General features: G+C 38.0%; 12 protein-coding genes and 2 pseudogenes. 3 read left to right on the top strand and 11 right to left on the bottom strand.

The window, feature by feature from the left end; all coding sequences use genetic code 11:
* Positions 1-191: 191 nt before the first annotated feature.
* The gene (locus IQ228_RS06940; protein ID WP_193962490.1) at positions 192-464 is read right to left on the bottom strand and encodes a hypothetical protein; all 273 of its coding nucleotides are present in this window, start codon (positions 462-464) and stop codon (positions 192-194) included.
* 195 nt (positions 465-659) lie between these two features.
* Positions 660-1,956: pseudogene (locus tag IQ228_RS06935) on the bottom strand (IS4 family transposase).
* Positions 1,957-2,267: 311 nt separating this feature from the next.
* Between IQ228_RS06935 and IQ228_RS27375 the strand changes: the two are divergent.
* Positions 2,268-2,561, top strand: a pseudogene (locus tag IQ228_RS27375) (hypothetical protein); the annotation flags it as partial.
* On the opposite strand, the gene IQ228_RS06930 reads toward IQ228_RS27375, so the two are convergent.
* From IQ228_RS06930 to IQ228_RS06895, 8 genes are all read right to left on the bottom strand, one after another.
* Entirely contained in the window at positions 2,546-3,583 is a 1,038-nt protein-coding gene (locus IQ228_RS06930) for a hypothetical protein (protein ID WP_228043736.1), read from the bottom strand. The pseudogene IQ228_RS27375 and the gene IQ228_RS06930 sit on opposite strands and share 16 nt — an antisense overlap.
* Positions 3,573-4,493 (bottom strand): MoxR family ATPase, encoded by a 921-nt coding sequence (locus tag IQ228_RS06925; RefSeq protein WP_193962489.1) that lies wholly within the window; start codon positions 4,491-4,493, stop codon positions 3,573-3,575. Before IQ228_RS06925 ends, IQ228_RS06930 begins: the two co-directional genes overlap by 11 nt.
* On the bottom strand, positions 4,481-5,551 hold the full coding sequence (locus IQ228_RS06920; RefSeq protein WP_228043735.1) for an XRE family transcriptional regulator: 1,071 nt from the start codon (positions 5,549-5,551) through the stop codon (positions 4,481-4,483). Before IQ228_RS06920 ends, IQ228_RS06925 begins: the two co-directional genes overlap by 13 nt.
* Before the next feature lie 107 nt (positions 5,552-5,658).
* On the bottom strand, positions 5,659-6,552 hold the full coding sequence (locus IQ228_RS06915; protein WP_193962487.1) for a hypothetical protein: 894 nt from the start codon (positions 6,550-6,552) through the stop codon (positions 5,659-5,661).
* 5 nt (positions 6,553-6,557) lie between these two features.
* The gene (locus IQ228_RS06910) at positions 6,558-7,628 is read right to left on the bottom strand and encodes a trypsin-like peptidase domain-containing protein (RefSeq protein ID WP_370566835.1); all 1,071 of its coding nucleotides are present in this window, start codon (positions 7,626-7,628) and stop codon (positions 6,558-6,560) included.
* Between the two features lie 149 nt (positions 7,629-7,777).
* The gene (locus IQ228_RS06905) at positions 7,778-10,564 is read right to left on the bottom strand and encodes a hypothetical protein (RefSeq protein ID WP_193962485.1); all 2,787 of its coding nucleotides are present in this window, start codon (positions 10,562-10,564) and stop codon (positions 7,778-7,780) included.
* Positions 10,564-12,489, bottom strand: a complete 1,926-nt coding sequence (locus IQ228_RS06900) for a hypothetical protein (RefSeq protein WP_193962484.1) — start codon at positions 12,487-12,489, stop codon at positions 10,564-10,566. The genes IQ228_RS06905 and IQ228_RS06900 overlap by 1 nt, the downstream gene beginning before the upstream one ends.
* Positions 12,486-13,016 carry a caspase family protein gene (locus IQ228_RS06895; RefSeq protein WP_193962483.1) on the bottom strand — a complete coding sequence of 177 codons (531 nt, stop codon included), beginning with the start codon at positions 13,014-13,016 and terminating at the stop codon, positions 12,486-12,488. Before IQ228_RS06895 ends, IQ228_RS06900 begins: the two co-directional genes overlap by 4 nt.
* Before the next feature lie 34 nt (positions 13,017-13,050).
* Between IQ228_RS06895 and IQ228_RS06890 the strand changes: the two genes are divergently transcribed.
* Together IQ228_RS06890 and IQ228_RS06885 are read left to right on the top strand one after the other, a co-directional pair.
* Positions 13,051-15,240, top strand: a complete 2,190-nt coding sequence (locus IQ228_RS06890; protein ID WP_228043734.1) for a CHAT domain-containing protein — start codon at positions 13,051-13,053, stop codon at positions 15,238-15,240.
* Between the two features lie 13 nt (positions 15,241-15,253).
* The gene (locus IQ228_RS06885) at positions 15,254-16,525 is read left to right on the top strand and encodes a hypothetical protein (protein ID WP_228043733.1); all 1,272 of its coding nucleotides are present in this window, start codon (positions 15,254-15,256) and stop codon (positions 16,523-16,525) included.
* Positions 16,526-16,588: 63 nt separating this feature from the next.
* Here the strand turns inward: IQ228_RS06885 and IQ228_RS06880 are convergent.
* Positions 16,589-17,010, bottom strand: a 422-nt coding sequence (locus IQ228_RS06880; RefSeq protein ID WP_193962482.1) for a hypothetical protein, incomplete at its 5' end; no start/stop codon positions are given.

Here is a 17,010-nt window from a genome sequence, read left to right as displayed (position 1 = left end):
TGTCAGTTGTATTTTTACACTTTATTTAGCTCTTTAAAAACCATCATTTGATGTAAAGTGGTAGGCTTTTTGATGTATTTTATTTTGGTTGATTATTCCTAAATTCAATTTCTACTCCAATCAGTGATTAAGTGGAATGTGGGGATAAACTGGTTGAGTAGATGGGGTAGATGGGAGGCAATACTATTCGCTTAACGAAATTTTCCATCTGAAACCCCCTTGTATAAAACCAATACCCCTTGAAAATGTTGTATTTGTGAAGGATATAGAGAACCTGTTAGCCAAGTTCGAGCGGTAGCGTACCCTATCGCAATATCGGCACAGGTGGTGGCAACTATAATGAGTACATTCAAGGTAACTATGTTCAGGTAATCACTACGCTGCCGGACAACCCCAAAGTCTTGCTGAAGCTGCTGCTGAGATTCAAAAGCTACTCGTACAGTTAGAGCAGTCATACTCGTCATACTCTGCTGCAACTACGGCTGAAAAAATGGCGATCGCTACAGAAACCATCAATCAAACATAATGATTATCATTTTTATTTCCTGTATATTTAATTTCCTGCAAGTCCCTTAACTTATTGGATAAATTTTTCAAATTAAATCAGTAAATTATCGGTTGTATACCATTGGTGACAAGTTAAGACTGTAAGTCTTTTGTCAAGAGGCTTGCAGAAAATTATTGAAAAAAAACTGGTCAGTTCCTCGTTGAATATCCGGAAAAGGAGCGATAATTAACTTTACGTTTGGTTTTCGCTTCTGTTTGATAATACCTAAATCTCGATTTTGAGGGTCAGCAAAATATTTAACAGGGTCTGTTACCTTACCTTTTTGATGAGCCATAGTGAAATGATAAAGACCACGATAAATCATTTCTAATGAAATATCATCAAAAGGCAGAGAAAGTTCATCCGCTACAGCATCACCTAAATCTAATAAAACAGCATAAAATAACCACGTTGCCCAAATCTGTAACTTAATTCCATTTATTGAACCCGTCCATAAATAACTTAAACCCAAAAGTCTTTTTACCGTATTAAAAGCATCTTCAATCCGCCAACGTCGCCTATATAAATCTGCAACTACATAAGGGTAAAATATGAGGATCTAGGACGCTAGTTAAATAAGAATGCCATGTTTTTCCTGACCGTACTTCAACCAAACGTAAAGTGATAAATGGAGTCTTTTTTGTGCCAGAACCGAGACGTATCTTTGTATCTCGCAATCCATAACTATCTGTAAATACTTGTTCTACTTTGATTGCTGCTCCCTTTTTAATTCTCGTAATGAAATCAACTTTTTTCTCGATTAATTGATGCCAAAAATTAAAATGATAGAATCCTCTATCCAACAATAGTAAAGTTTTTTCGGTCACTAAATTTAAGATATTTTCTTCTAGTTTAGTATCAGAAGCTTTGGGATTTTCTTCAAACCAAATCTCAACAGGTAGTCTGGTCATTAAATCAATGACTGTACTTATCTTGCCTGCTAATTGTCCATAATGAGCTTCTTCTAAACTTTTTAATTTTCTAAACAATGCCTCCAATGTTGAGCCATCTACTATCCAAATTTTCTCGAATTTTGATAATGTAAATTGAATACTTTCTGGTAATGGACGTTTATTTCTACTGTGCCAAGCTGTTCTTAAACTTGGTAATAAATCTTTAAATACTTTCTCAAATAACTCATTGGGAAATGTTAAAAATCGTTGTGATACCGCTTGTTGACTAACTTTTGTAGGATTACACCACAGAAAACCGTCTCTGGCTAACATTCTTGTCAGTTCTCTGACTCCTGCTACATCTCGCCACAATAATGTTAACACCGCAGCCATCATCAACGGTAAATTCAATATCCGCTCTCTGAGTCCTAATTTTCGGTAGTAATTTTCTTGATTTGTAATTGCTGGTGTCAGTAATTTTTCCAGTTGCTCTGCAATTACTTTGTCTTCCACCATTGGCCTATGTTTCTTTTTGGCGTGGTATCTGTTGCTTTTTTTACTGGTAGTCATGGCTGGACTCAATCGCTCAATTACTTGTCTATCCTCAGTTTCCCACAATTTTGATCAGTGCAAATACTACCCTTGACAATTTCCCTTTTTCCTTAACTTGTCACCAATGGTTGTATACTGGCAAATATTTAATTTTTAGCCTAAAATTAGCTATAAAAATGTAATTTATGAGGTATTGAAGTGGTATTGAAGTACAATAAATTAAATTTTTCTTTCAAGGTCCGGATGCGTTTGCTATTTCAAAAGGTAAAGACCCTATGAACCCAGAATCATTCTTGGCTCAGGATGATGTTGCACCGTTAAGTATTGCTCTAAACCAATTTGCGATTAAAATTAGCGCCAGTGAACGCCAAGATGTTTTGGAGAGCGCTGGTATCGATACTGCTTTATTAAGCAACTTGAAACTTGATGCCAAGCCCAACAATTTTGCTACTGCCTTAGTAGCAGCATTTAGAACATACCGCATCTCAAATCAAAGATTAGAGTACCATCCATTAGTAAGTCTACTTAAATATTTGTGTGATCTAGCACCTATCTATGAAATAAACGAATATAATGTAGCCTTATTTACCAAGCTTGTGGAACAGGGACAGGATAACTTTAAAGCTTTAGCTATGCGTAGTGCTGTGGGAAGGATAGAGTCAAAATTCCCCCGTGCTGCTCCGGCATCGCTAATAATTAATACAGCCGCTCGTTCGCCTATTTCCTCTAACATTTCAGAAACAGCCTTTGCCTCAAGCATCGCTGGATGCCGATATAAGTATTCATCTGGGTAGTCGTGAAAATAAAATACATTGGTTGTTCTCAACCGTCCTCCCCGTTGTGCCGTTTCCACCAACTGCCGCGATAAATCGTGAAACGGAACCATTGAGCCTTCCTGGTCAATTAGTAGCACCAAATCCGTGCGATTTGTACGCGGTGGCATCATTACAGGTTGCAGTAAAATACCCTCACGCCCAATTTTCGCCACCGTCGCGTCCACATCTAATTCTGTAGGTACTCCTTGGCGCACCGGACGACGCAGATAACGCCAGCATTGCTTCATTTGTCGCTTAGTCACAGGGAAATATTCTGTCAACAGCATATAACGATGGCGTTTGAGTTCCCTATCCCTGCGAATACTCCGCACAGCTTGGACAGCTTGTACTGGTTCCGGTGTAATAGTGGGAGTTGTTTCTAAATTAGATATTACTTCATCATCAAGAGGAAATTCTTCAGATGTTGGTGTTTCAATTGAGTCGGATTCGTAATTTTCTGGTGTAAATGAGTTGGAAATTAAAGTTGAAGTGTCATTACTGGATGTAGGTTCATGCAAAGATTCTGGAGAATTTATAGGGTGTAATTCGATTTGTTTCCACATCTCCCCAAATAAGCGTTGAATCAGGCGATTTTCTTCTTCAGATTTTGCCCACAACATACAGCAAAGCTGCTCTAATTCCTGGCGACTATTAACACCAACCCCGGCTTTTAAACTACGCACAACCACCAAATATTCTTCAACCCCCAACGGCAAACCATGTCTCTGTCGCAGGCTGTTAAAAATATCTAGCAGTGGTAGTTCTTCAAGTTTCATATTTTTTTAAATACCGCAGATGGTCTTCCCATTTCTTCAACAGAACTTCTGGAAAAGGTATTTCTCCCTCTAACTGCTTTAACACCTCATCTTCAGGAAATTGCCGCAACACTGCAAACCAATCTAACAACTCACTGGTGCTAACTTTTTTACCTGCTTTCCCCTTCTCCATTTTCTGCCGCAATTCACTAAAACACTGTACAGCAGCTTTTACTAAATTGGGTAATAATTCTCCAAAATGTGACTTGACAATTTCTTCTAATTGTTGTTTATCTGGAAACTGAATATAATAAAACAGACAACGCCGCAGGAAAGCATCTGGTAAATCCTTTTCATCGTTGCTAGTAACGATAATAATTGGAGGGTAATTTGCTTTGACTTCTTCCCCCTTTTCTTCAATTGTAAATTTCTGTTCATCTAACTCTCGTAACAAATCATTGGGGAAGTCAATATCAGCTTTATCAATTTCATCAATTAAAACTACGGTGCATTTTTCATTTTTAAATGCACGTCCCAAAGGACCCAATTTAATATAATTATCTAAATCTTTGACTTGAGAATTGCTTACTTCCCCCATGCGAGAAAGTTGAGCATCATGTAAGCGTCCAACCGCATCGTAGGTGTAAAGTCCATCTCTGGCTCTGGTTGTAGATTTTATATACCAAGCTTCGTAGGGTAAACCCAATTCGTGAGCTACTGCTTGTGCTAAACAGGTTTTACCACATCCAGGTTCACCTTTGAGCAATAAGGGACGTTTTTCTAAGAAGATAGCCAGATTGACGGCTGTGATGAGTTCTGGTGATGGCAAATAAGGGAATAATCCTTTGCTTTGACACTCCTGGGGTGAAATTGATTTGCCTGTATAATATGGCTTGTCTTTGGTACTAAGTATACTTATTAAATCAACCATTTTGCTGCCCACTCTCCTTCCCAATCATAACCGAACTTTTCGTAGATTTTGTCACAGACAAGACTAGGAATACCATTACATGGTTCTTCTAATAATATTTGAGCATCTAAAGTATCAGGTATTTTTATTGAACTCTTCATCTTAACATTGCGAATCCATTTATTAAGTATATCTTCTGAAAAGGGATTTACAGCAGGCAATTGATAAAATTGATTTAAATGCAAATTATTTAAAGTAATTAAAGCATTCAATTTTGAATCATCTTCATAATTATCTACCAAAAACATTAATAAATACGTTTCTTTAACAGGCGTATTTTGTGTTGATAATTCTACTAAGGGATGCCAAAAATTATGCAGCCACTCAGAAAGAATACAGGGTGGCATAAAGTTCACTTTGTCAAAAATAATTATTACATCTTTTGTCTGCCACCGTTCACAAATTTTTTCTATAATTACTGAAATAGGAGTATTTAGAGGTAATAAGAATGAACGCGCTAGTTGTTTTCTTAAACTATCAAAACTTATAGAAGCAGTTCTATTAGTAACATCATTTCTAATTGGCTGATTATTTCTCCAAGTAGATGTCAATCGGACTAACTGTGTTACTAATAAATCTTGTCCATAATCTGCTTTTCCGTGTACCAGAAAAGCTGCTATGCGGTGCGATTTCATTATGTTATCAACAAATTCTACTTGCTCGTTAAAGTCAATATCAAGAATTAGATCAAAAAGTAAATTGGGTTGTATGTGAGTACCTTGAAGTTCTAAAATAATTTGATTAAACTTTTCATGTGTATCATGACCTACATTTTGGCTAATTTCTTTGAGAAAAGCGCAAAGTGCCGATTTACCACAGTTAATGACACCTAATAAATCTAGTTCCTTGATTACATAAGTCATAAAATTGTCCTTTGATGTGTTCCATATCACACGCTGCGATATTTTTTCATCAGTGCCTAGAGATTTTATTAAATAGGCTTTACAGTCCTTGTCATCGTTGATATGTTCCATGAGAAGGGGTAATAATTTTTGAATTAATTCGCTACTTAGTGTCATTGACTAACTACACTCAATCAAAAAAGTGATTATATTTAGTGACTCTGAATGGAAAATGATTACATATCCAGAATTTATAGTAAATGAATATCCAGTCAACTTAAGCATTAACAGTTTATTGATAGTAGATTCTGAATTACCTCACGTAACTTTTTCCAGACAATTTCTCCCTTAAAATTTTCAAAAAAATTCGATGGTTGATTATAGAAGTAAAGTCTTTTTTGAGTAATCTCGTAAATTACAGGTACTTCATACCATAGTAAGTCCAATCTGTGGTCTAAGGGATTAGTTGTTTGCACTTCAGCCGCAGTTCTATCATCAAGTATGTCAACAATGGCAACTGCAAAACAAATATTAGTAGGTACTCTGAAGTTATATAATGCTTGACCAATTAATGAGGAATTTACTAGCTTCTTAGCACGATCTAGACTTTGAGCAGAAAATCGCTGTAAAATCTTCATATTTATATAACTAAATTCAGAAAACATAAAGAAAGTTTCTCCACGCATATTGATTAATCCAAATGGCAACTCAAAATCTATAATTCTAGCAACATATTTAAATTCATTGTTACCATGAATAAAATTGTTGCGAATATCTAAACAACCTTGTTCTCGAAGTTTATTTAGAGTAATAGTAAAATATTCTTCTACATCTTGACGATAAACTTCAGAGACTTTATCTAGAGTCAATTCTTCTTTAAGTTGTAGCGACAAACTTTGAATTTTGGGCTGAATATCTACACTTGTACTTTCATAAATGACCTCTAATAATGCACAAATGGCAGGTTTCCCAGAAGTAATTTCTCCAGATAATACCAGTTCGTTTACCATTTGGGGAATGAATACATCTACAGGTGTATCCCATGCCAGACGGTTTGAAACGGTTGCATTAGTCCCTAAAGCCATAGTCAGATAAGCCTGACGTTCTTGCTTGTCCCGCATAAATGGTCTTAGGATAAGCACTAATTCTTGAATGATTTTTCCACTGAGTTCTGCCATCTAAATTATCCCTGTAATCTTGTATAAATTTCCGGTGCGTTGTTTTTTAGATCATTCAAGAGAGCGATCGCACTCGTTCCTGCATTGCGTAAATACCTTCGTTGCGTACTTGGTTCTACTAACATACCACCGCTATGGTGAATCCCAACTACCTGAAAATCATCATCGAAAACAGGAGAACCTGATGAACCTGGTTCTGTACTAGTAGTATATTGCAACACTTGATTATCGGCATAAGCGACAAAGTTATTCTGGATGGAGATTTTCTTTAAATGACCACCTGGATGTTGAATAATTGCTACACGGTCATCTCGCCGCATTAATTTACTTTTGAAGATTAAGGGTTTGCCGAAGTCGGGTACTTCTTTCAGGGTTACCACCGTGTAATCCAGTTCTTTATTAGTGTAAAAAGAACCTTCAGCTAAAGCTCCAGTAGTCTGCGTTGGGCATTGCTTACCGTTAACATCCAGTTGATAATTAAAGCTAAAATCACTTTTCTCGGCTACTTCTTGACTATTAATAACGTGATTATTGCTCATTAATAAATTAGGTGCAATCATAAACCCCGTACCCAGACCTTGTGGAGTTTTGATACGCACCACGGCTTTTGATGCTTCCAGAGCTAAGTTTAAAATGTAAATATCGCGTAATGTGTTTTCCCCAATAATCTTTTCTTTGATATCAGCTGTACTATCCATTCCCTTCCAGTTGCCAATTCCACGGCTAGGACTGACTGGAACATCAAGGGGGTAGTTCTGAAATAGTTCTACGATAAAGTCTTTATCTTCATCCCCAGTGTAAGGCTGAATATAGTTGAGGAAGACAGCGAGGGCTTCTTTATCGTAAGCAACTCGTCCAAATTGAGCTAAAAATCGCACCACTTCCACAGAAACACCCATCGGTGTACCATCCAAATCTAACCGCGCCATAATAATATCTGCTTGGGCTACACCTTCTAATGCACCTGCGACTAAACGACGGCGATCGCGTACATTAGCAAAGTCGGGCAAATTCTGTACGATACGGCTCAGTCCTTGGAAGTCAGTTTGCGATAGCTGAATAGTCAATGTCTGCACTCCTATAGCAAGTTGAATAATATTTAAGTGTTTATATTAACACACAAAATACTGTGATTGGATGATTTTCACTATGTTTACAGTAAGTACCAGTGGAAGTATGTGTGACAGGCTCCTTTGCTGGGGGTTGAATCATAATAATTAAGTATTCAAGCTGAAGTTCCTCGTTTCTCTAACTGTTCTCGAAGTACACTCGCAAGGGGAATACCAGCTTCTACCAATCGATACACTAAATTAGAGTAATGTTTTAGGATTGCCTTATTATTACGAATCTGCCGCTCAAAACTGATCCAAATACGGTTTAATAATTCTGCTGTCCGTCTTCCATTCCCACGCTCTTCATTCCAAAGGTCATGAATAGCATTATTCGCGCATCTATTTAACCATTCAAGTGTTGGTTCTGGTGCAAACTGTTGACCAATACCGTCGAGCATTGTAAGAAGATGGCTATAGGCATAAGGATGATGACCAGCTACGCTAACCCACTTATCAAAAATATCAATAAAAAGGTGGGCGTGCTGCCAATTTTCCTTAATACGAGATTTACCATACTGGGTAAAGATGATCAGTTGTAATACTTCCCCAGTGTCCCGATCAAGGTAGTCATCACTGGTTGTTCTAGCAATTTCTGGACTATCCAATACCCAGTTGCAAATTTCTTTCCAAGTTTCTAAAGCTTGTGTGCTTGGCCCGTCAATGTAGGCAATTTGATGACTAATATATCCATCAAGAAGATAGGCTGTCAGTTCTGGAACCTGAGACCAATTGTCTCGCAATGGTGTCAAAATGTGCTGACGAATTTCCTCTACACTTAAAAATTTTGCTAAATATGCTGCCCAATTAAAGATAAAAGGATTCCACGTATAGGGCTTATGAGTCTGGGAATAACTTTTATCTTTCACTGGCAAGTTGTCTACAATTGTTCGAGCTATTAAATCGTCACATAGCTGAATTAATTTGTCTTTTATATCGGGGTCTCGACACAGTTCTGTAAGTGGCAAAGCATAAAGTCCATATTGAGTTTTACCATGAACAAAAACGATATTTTTTGTGGTAGGAATTCTAGGTAAATCCGGTATTTCATCTTTTGCTAAATAATCAAAATGATTCTGAATTACATTGTCTTCCCAAGTTTCTAACTCCTCAAAGCTGGTTTCAAATTGCCCAACACGATTTCCATAGTAAAGTTCCCCAGGAATTACAGATAGCGAGAGACAAAGGCTTAATAAATTCCAACATAATACTGGATCGATATTCCAGGCATTTCCTAGACCAATAAATACTGCTTTTACTACTTCTCCAGCATCGGAAAAGTGCCTCACTGACTCACTTATTAACTGGAGAATCTGTTGCCGTACTTCAGTATCTGCTATACCATGAGCAATCAATAAAGCTAAACTCCGTCCAGCATAAACTTTTACGCTAGACGGGGACATATCATACATGGATGCTTTAGGCATACGAGCCGCTGCAAGTAAAATAGCACCACTCCACTCTAAATGATTCTGTGTTCTTGACCAATCAAAATCTGCAATGAGAATAGCTGCGGCAACACCAACTATTACTTGAAAACGAGTAGCATGAGCATGAATATCTTCTTGCTCCATTTCAGCAAAATCTTCAGATGTTTGTAATTTCTTAGCTGCGGTAACAGCCTCTTCTAAAGTCATTCTCTCATTTGCTTTACCATTTTTTATAGTCTCTTCTGCCCATAGGTACACACCAAGCCGAAATTCCAATTCAATGTTAGCTTTAAGAAGCTCCTCATTGCGTTTTCTAATTTCTTCGGGACGCTCAACCCAGATGTGCCAATTTTCACCTACTTGCTGTTGCCGATAATTTTCTCTCCTCCCAAATACTTGATAGTTTTCCATCTTTTCTCTAAGAGCAGTCACAGTGTTTGGGTCTGTTTTTTCTTGTTGATAACGAAAGGGTAGATTTTCTGTAAATTGCTCAACAGCTTGCTCGAATGTAACTCTTAAAAATTCATCACTTGACAGAACATAATACATTGCTAAACCTCTAATCTCCCGAGAACGCTGCGGTCTTTTATTTCGCCTTTCCAGAACCTCATAATATAATTTCTTGCTCTCATTCCATTCCCATTCCTTAAAGCCATCCCATGAATTGGTGCTGTCATAAGCTAGACGACTTATGTCCATTTCCCAAATGTCGGGACAGCTTGCAATTGGCAACGCTACTTTTGAGCACTTTTCAGGATAAGCAAGTGCCATACTTAAGCAAATACCTAGTACAGCAACAGAATTGCTCCCAGATAAAACCTTCTCAAAAAGAGCTTCAACATCTCTACCTGCTTCAATCTGTCTCTCCATCCACTCTTCTAATGCCATCAAGGCAGAAATTACAGTATATGGGCCAACAGTTGTTCCTCGAAACCAACAATAAACTTGAGTATCACCCCAAAATTCACGATAACCAGAGGGGAAATTAATAGTGACTGGTAAAGGAGTCAATGTAAGTCTGTCATTTTCTTGTCGCTGTTTATACTCATGCCATTTTTCAGATGCAGCATTGGTGAGAGCATGGACTAGCCGCAGTCCTTCATCCTCATGATTAAGTAAGAGAGAAAAGAATGGCCCTTGAATAGGTGCAGGCGGGATGAAATTCAATATATCGTTTATGCCAAAGTTTCTATTTTCTGGTGAGCTAGTTATTCTTCTAGGAATATGAGGATTATTTTTTGATTTAACTTGTTTTCGGATCAGCACACTGATTACAAAATCAACAAATTCTTTGGGGATTGAATCGACAACAGGCTTAAAGTCTTGTATTTTAGAAATTAACTTCTCTTTTGTTTCGTCATTGTTAGACTTAGCAAGTTCGTTGAGATAAGTTATCACTTGCTCTGGCAGAACATCGGCTGAGTACAGGATTATTCTATGTAAACTCGTTTCATATTCATGAAATCTCGACATTACCAATCTCTCCTTGCTTCTTGTTCTTTAAGCCATGCGATCGCTATCTCACCAGTTTCCTTTCGATAAATTGAGTCTGTGGGTGACTTGACTTGCCAAATCTCCATTAGCTTGACAACTTCTGGACGAACGTTAGTAGGTAAATCATTGATCCGTTTTAGCAACCACCCCATAAAAGGTTGCCAAACTGACCATCTTGGGATAGGGTCGCTCATTAAAATCGGCATCACGCGATCGCTTGACTTTAGCTCTGCTTCTGTAAATAAAAACATTAGTGAAAAGTTCGGCATTACTTCCAATGTACGTACCGCAATCAGTAACTCAATAAGCCGTCGTGCATTATCAGCTACAAGTAGCGGTTCAGCTTTATCAAGCAATTCGCTAGAACGTGGAGATACTAGAGGCGCAGTCAATAATGCTTGCCGCCATCTAGGAGAAAGTTCCGAAGCTTGTTCAACTTGTTCAATCAAGTTTATCCAAGATTCAGCCGTGGCATGACTTTCCAGGAGAGCGACTCCCACTAACTGAACAGATCTCAATAAACCGAAAGGTTCACCCAACTCCTTGAGGTAAGCAGGCAGTTCCTCTCGATATTCATTTATTACACGAAGCATCACCCAGTCCTCAAGTAAGTCATGACCAAAGCGAAATAATCGCCGATCAGGATCTTGAATCAGAATCCGATCTTGTTTTAGAGAAACAACTGCTTCTGGATTAGCATTTTCGATGCGGAGCCTAGTTCCGGGAAACTTAACAGCCTTTTCACCTAGACTTGTGAGTATTTGTTCTCTACCTTCACCAATAATAGGATTTTGTCCAATGACAACTCTTGACCACCATACATTACTTACTTCAATCTCCGTAGCAATATGTGGTAAGTCTTCTATATTGGGAAGCATACGTGGGTCTTCCAGCAGCTTCAACATCAATGGATTCTTAAGAATAGGCGAAAGCTGGCTAAGAGATAGTAGTGGTTTGAGTCGAGGAATATGTTCGAGGACACTTTGGAGTTCTGCTTGGGTTAACTCTGGTACTTGCAACCTTGCTGGCTTTCCTAGTGCTTGCCAATTAAGCCATTTGTAAATTTGCTGTAGATTTTCTTCCCGTGCCGTAAATACAACTTTCCAATGCCGAGAACTATCTTCACTAAGTGGAACTTCCACTAACGTATGAAACAAATCTTTTATAACAGTCTGTTTACCTGTCTCAGTAATGCGATCAATTCCATCAATGAAAATAGTTGGTTGAGTATTCCTGCTTAATATTAAAAGTAGTTTATTTAACGGCTGTTGAATTTGTAATGAGTCAGCATAATTACTCCAACTTGTCCCAGTAATACGATCTCCTGAAAGGACTAACACCTGACCTTCTTTTCGTTGATACTCAACAAGAGTCTTTAATAAAGCTGACTTACCAACTCCAGATGAGCCAACTATTTCGATTAACGGCGCTTCTGAAATTAATTTTTGAGCGTTAGCAATTAAATCAGTTCGGGGAAGATTGAAACCAGCAACATCTACTCGTATATCTTGTACTATGTAATCTGATTCTTTCTGTAACTTTTGAAGATCAGATAAACAGTCAGAGAGAGTAATCTTAATTTCTTTAAAAGTAGATAAATTAAATTGTTCAATAATTTTGTTGATACGTTCTTTTACCTCTGTCCCTACCTGTGATTTTGTATGTTCTAATACTGCATAAAAAGCTTGTTCTCCACCAATATTTGCTAACTGATCCAACATATGTGGTGTGAAACTTGCTACGGAACCACTCCAATTGATATGTTGCAATATAGGAGCATCAGTACCCAATGCTAAAACTAAAAATGGACGGCGGTCTCTCTCATTTTCTAGAAAAGGTTGCAGCAAATTCACTAACTCATTGATAGTGTTAGGTTCTAATTTGAAATTTTGAAAATTTTTCATACTGGGCTGATTTTGTGAAAGTTATTTAGCCCTAAATCCGTTTCAGCAAAATTCAGCAATTCACCACTGTGACAGCAATCTAACCAAACAATTTGTTGTCGTACTGGACTATCATGTAATATTTGGCGCAACCATTGAAGAGATAAACCCCACCTATCCCTACTAGGGAGAGTATCGCTTGTTGCCAAATAACCCTCTGTGACTCCATCGCCACTTCTCCGCAGACCATGCCCTGCGAAAAAAAGCACTGCTGTATCAGGTATATGAGGGCTTTGCGGGTGAAATAATTCAGTGATTGTCTGCTTCAATTCTTCTAATTTGACAAGCTCCTGCGGATTAACTTGCAGCTCATCAGCTTGATTAATTACAGGTAGTCTCTGTACCTGAAATTCCCCATATTGCTCTAGAAGTTGTCCTATTGCTTCTGCATCAGCAGCAGGTGTTTTCACGTGTTTAGCTCTACTTTTAGGCGTATTTTTTAAAAAGGGGTATTGGTTAATACCAATCACCAGTGCTTCACTTTTCATAAAAAATATGTTTATATCAATACAATAATACAAAATGTTTAGCTTAATGAATTCTTCCATTACTAAAACTTTACTAGCTCTGTTGCTTGCTCTGAAAGAACTGAAAGTTCCTTTGAACAGAGACGAACAGGAACTTTTACAAGGTATAGGGGCACAATTGGCTATACCCGATTACTGGGATTCTACTGAAGAAGAACTAATGACGATGATTGAGGCAAATACTACTTTGCATCATCTTTATCTATCTAACAAAGCTAAACTAGATGCCCTAGAAGGTGTGTTACCACTAGAGTTATTACCTAGCCCTGATGATTTAGTTGCAGAATTTTCTCAAGCAGAGACCAGAGAAGTTGTAACCTTTAATGGTCAGCCCAAGAATATAACTTATAGCCAAACTAATCAGGTTATTGAGTTTACTAGTGTTATCCTGACTACTAAAAACCAAGACCAAACAGTTAAGCAAGTAAGTTCAGTTTTAGAGCCTCTTTCTGACTATATACAAAATTACCGTTATTTTAATACTTACTTTAGTAATCCTAGTAACCGCACCATTATTCCACCAACTGAACCTCTGATTCACGGACAGGTTTATACTTTATTAGTTGATATCAGTCCAGAGAAAAAAGGCATAGATACAGATTCAACCCTTTTCCCTGACGATGTTTTAGCTCAAGTTTGGCATGACCAAGAAACATTATCTCTTGATGTAGTTGTTACTGCTAAAGAACAGGATTTCAGTATAGATACTCCCGTAAAACAGTTTACTTTACCCCGTATTGGTGCTTCCAATAGCATCAAATTTACTGTCAAACCTAATTTACTTGAAGGTCGCGGTTATATCCAAGCGGAGTTGTTCTATCGCGGCTATCTCCTCCAATCTAAGCAAATCACAGTTCTAATTATCGCTGCTGCTGGGTCAGAAATTCCAGAATCTTTGCGTCCACCTCAAACTGCTCACATTAATTTTACGACTACCAACTTACTCACCAATCAGCAATTAGCATTATTACCAGAAAGAGTTCTAACTGTAAACGTAGAAAGGGATCAGCGTGATGGTAGTGTTGATTTCCGCTTTCTCGATCGCACTCAGAGCAATAAAGAGATTGCTTTCTATGATACCATCTTACAACCTGCTGCACTAGGGGAAGCGATCGCCACAGTTCGTCTACAACTAAAGTTACTTGCCTCTAGTGATGAGGGGTATATGTGGAAAAGTCAGGGAGATATAGAACTACTAAATACCTGGTTGCCTAAACTAGCAGGTGCTGGACGCAACCTTTATCGTGCTATACTGCCGGAAAATAAAAGTCAGACTTTAGGAGAAGATCAGGGAGAAAAGTTACGAGCAGTTTTGCAACCTGGTACAGTGATCCAAGTTAATCCAGTTTCAGGAAATTTAACAATTCCTTGGGCATTGCTATATGAACGCAAGCTTACCACTATTAGCAGTGTTCGTGGTATCTGCAACCATTTTCTAGAGCATGATCTAGATTGTACTGGGTGTCCTTTAAAAAGTGATACTAAGATTGTTTGCCCTCATGCTTTTTGGGGTTATCGTTATGCTATTGAGCAATTACCTGCCTGGACAACTAATGAATTACCACAATTTCTAACATTAGTACGGCAAATTTCCAATGAGGAAACTTTATCTATTAATTTTAATGTGTGGCGTGATTTTAGTTTATGGCGAGACCATTTAGATAAAATTCAACAGATTGGTAAAGTGGAAATTCTCATAGCTGAAGAAACTTCTGTGCTTGAGCATATTTGGGCAGAACATAGTCCTAAACTAGATTTGGTTTACTTTTACTGTCATGGTGGGGTAGATGAATCTAGTAACAGACCTTATCTTAAACTCAGCAACGCCGAAATTGATAGTCTCTTTCTGGATGCTTGCGAGCTAAATTGGCCTCATCACCCATTAGTATTACTCAATGGTTGCGCGACAGGAGATTACAACCCAGAAAGTTATATTAGCTTAATCAATGATTTTCGAGCAGCTGGTGCTAGTGGTGTGATTGGTACTGAGTGCCCAGTTCCAGAAATGTTCGCTGAACCTTATGCCTTTGCCTTATTGACAAAATTATTTCAAGGAGAACCTTTGGGACAAGCTATGCTAACAGTACGGAGGGAAATACTACGGAATAATTTAAATCCCCTGGGTTTAGTTTATTCTCTGTATGCACCTCACGAAATTGCTTTAGCTTGTGCTGTTGCCCATTAATAGATTTATTTTAATGCTGATAATGAAACACTGGATTACTTCTATTACTCTGTTAATGTTGCTGGTTTTTCCTACCTCGGCTTTAGCTCAGACTAAGGTAGGAATTCAAGTAGATGCTAAGGATAAACCTTTAAAAATAACAGCTTGGTTGGGTAACGAAAATAACTTTATTGGAAATCTGCGATTAACTGCTGCTGATGGTGATATCCCAAATTTTACGTTTCTAGCTTCGGATTTGAAGCGCAAGGAAGGGGATGAAATAATTAGTCGGGAAAAGGTTGAGTTGACGAGTAAGTCTCCACTTTCTGCTGAGGTGCCAAAGGATTTTCAAGTCAAGGTGAATGGTGTTCAAGTGCCTGGAACCTATGAGGGTGAGATTGAGTTACTGTTACCAGGTCAAAAGCGATCGCAAGCATTGGTGATTCCCTTAACTGTAATAGCAAAAACCAAACCAGCTATAGAGCCATTAGGAGGTGCTAAACAACTACAACTTCAGTTAGTTCAGTGCAGTATCGATTGTGGTTTAGCTCATCTTTTACTCCCAGCTAGTGCTTTTCAGGAGCAACGGCAACTCCTTTTGGATAATCCAGTCCTAGCACCTGTATCTCTTAGTAGTGCTGAGGTAGTTTTAGAGGGTAAAAAAACTGGCTACCAAATTACTAAAGAAGTAGTAGCACCTAACCCGCAAGTCTTAGCTGCCAATAAGATTGTCAGTTTGCCTTTGAGTTGGAAGCGATCACATATTCCTCCTGACCATTATACAGGAGCAGTTTATCTGACTCTGGAGGGGAGAGAGGAGCGGCTGTTAATTCCCATCGATTTAAGTATGCGTACGGGGCCTTTTCTACCACTGTTAGTTTTACTGGTGGGTATTGCTTTAGGCAGATTGCTCAAGTATATGCAGTCCAAGGGGATTCCCCAATCTGATGCTTTGGGTAAAGTGAATGAGTTGCAACGAGAGATTGCTGAAACTGACCCAGAAGACGAGAAAATTCTCACTCCAATGGTGCAACAAGTCCGCAAGTTAGTTTATCAGATGGATTTGGAAACGGTTAAGGCAGAGTTAGGTGCGATCGCTGGCCGTCTAAACTGCTTGAGGAGTTTACGCACAATGGAGCAAAAGTTGACAGAGAAAAAACAGCATCCCAAGGTTGGGGGAGAAAAGGGGATACTGCAAAAAATTGACCCTTTTTCTGATTACTTGGGATTGGTACTTTGGGGATTAAGTACAGATGTTGCTAGTCGCAGTTTAAGTAATTTATCGGGGGGAGAGAAAGATAATTAAAAAAGCAGTAAAAAAAGCAAGTGTGGCTTGAAGCATAAAACGGTTCAAGCCACAGCAAGTTGTTTATGCTTTCTTCGGTGCATAAATTCCCACATTTCCGCCTTCAAAACTTTGATCATTTTTTACTCTATCTTTGAAAAAATCTCCTAGTTCTTTTGATGACTTGACCCATATTCTTTCAATTTTAACTTTGGGGTTAGATTCTTTTATTAATTTAAGAATTAAATCCTCATTTTCTATACTTACGGGTATAACTATATCTGGAGTTCCAATAATAGTGATCATTTCATACTTGACTGCATCTTCAATACTAAAACCAAAGTGACAGTCAAAAGTTTCAATGTATCTCCAACTGGCTTTAATCCAAGAAAATGGAATTATTTTTTCTGATGTTTTACCAAATAGAATGTAATGTAATTTTTGTGCTTTTTCATTAACTGGTTCAACCGAACTATTATCAGTTAAATCTAGTTCACTTTTATCTG

The sequence above is a fragment of the Dolichospermum sp. LEGE 00246 genome, from assembly GCF_015207865.1.
In the GTDB taxonomy this organism is placed as follows: Bacteria; Cyanobacteriota; Cyanobacteriia; order Cyanobacteriales; family Nostocaceae; genus Dolichospermum; species Dolichospermum heterosporum.
This window is presented reverse-complemented; position numbering and strand designations above follow the sequence as displayed.

What these genes read in the sequence shown, in the direction of transcription:
- IQ228_RS06940 (WP_193962490.1), bottom strand. Translation starts at nt 464, where the DNA reads ATGACGAGTATGACTGCTCTAACTGTACGAGTAGCTTTTGAATCTCAG.
- IQ228_RS06930 (WP_228043736.1), bottom strand. Translation starts at nt 3,583, where the DNA reads ATGAAACTTGAAGAACTACCACTGCTAGATATTTTTAACAGCCTGCGA.
- IQ228_RS06925 (WP_193962489.1), bottom strand. Translation starts at nt 4,493, where the DNA reads ATGGTTGATTTAATAAGTATACTTAGTACCAAAGACAAGCCATATTAT.
- IQ228_RS06920 (WP_228043735.1), bottom strand. Translation starts at nt 5,551, where the DNA reads ATGACACTAAGTAGCGAATTAATTCAAAAATTATTACCCCTTCTCATG.
- IQ228_RS06915 (WP_193962487.1), bottom strand. Translation starts at nt 6,552, where the DNA reads ATGGCAGAACTCAGTGGAAAAATCATTCAAGAATTAGTGCTTATCCTA.
- IQ228_RS06905 (WP_193962485.1), bottom strand. Translation starts at nt 10,564, where the DNA reads ATGTCGAGATTTCATGAATATGAAACGAGTTTACATAGAATAATCCTG.
- IQ228_RS06900 (WP_193962484.1), bottom strand. Translation starts at nt 12,489, where the DNA reads ATGAAAAATTTTCAAAATTTCAAATTAGAACCTAACACTATCAATGAG.
- IQ228_RS06895 (WP_193962483.1), bottom strand. Translation starts at nt 13,016, where the DNA reads ATGAAAAGTGAAGCACTGGTGATTGGTATTAACCAATACCCCTTTTTA.
- IQ228_RS06890 (WP_228043734.1), top strand. Translation starts at nt 13,051, where the DNA reads ATGTTTAGCTTAATGAATTCTTCCATTACTAAAACTTTACTAGCTCTG.
- IQ228_RS06885 (WP_228043733.1), top strand. Translation starts at nt 15,254, where the DNA reads ATGCTGATAATGAAACACTGGATTACTTCTATTACTCTGTTAATGTTG.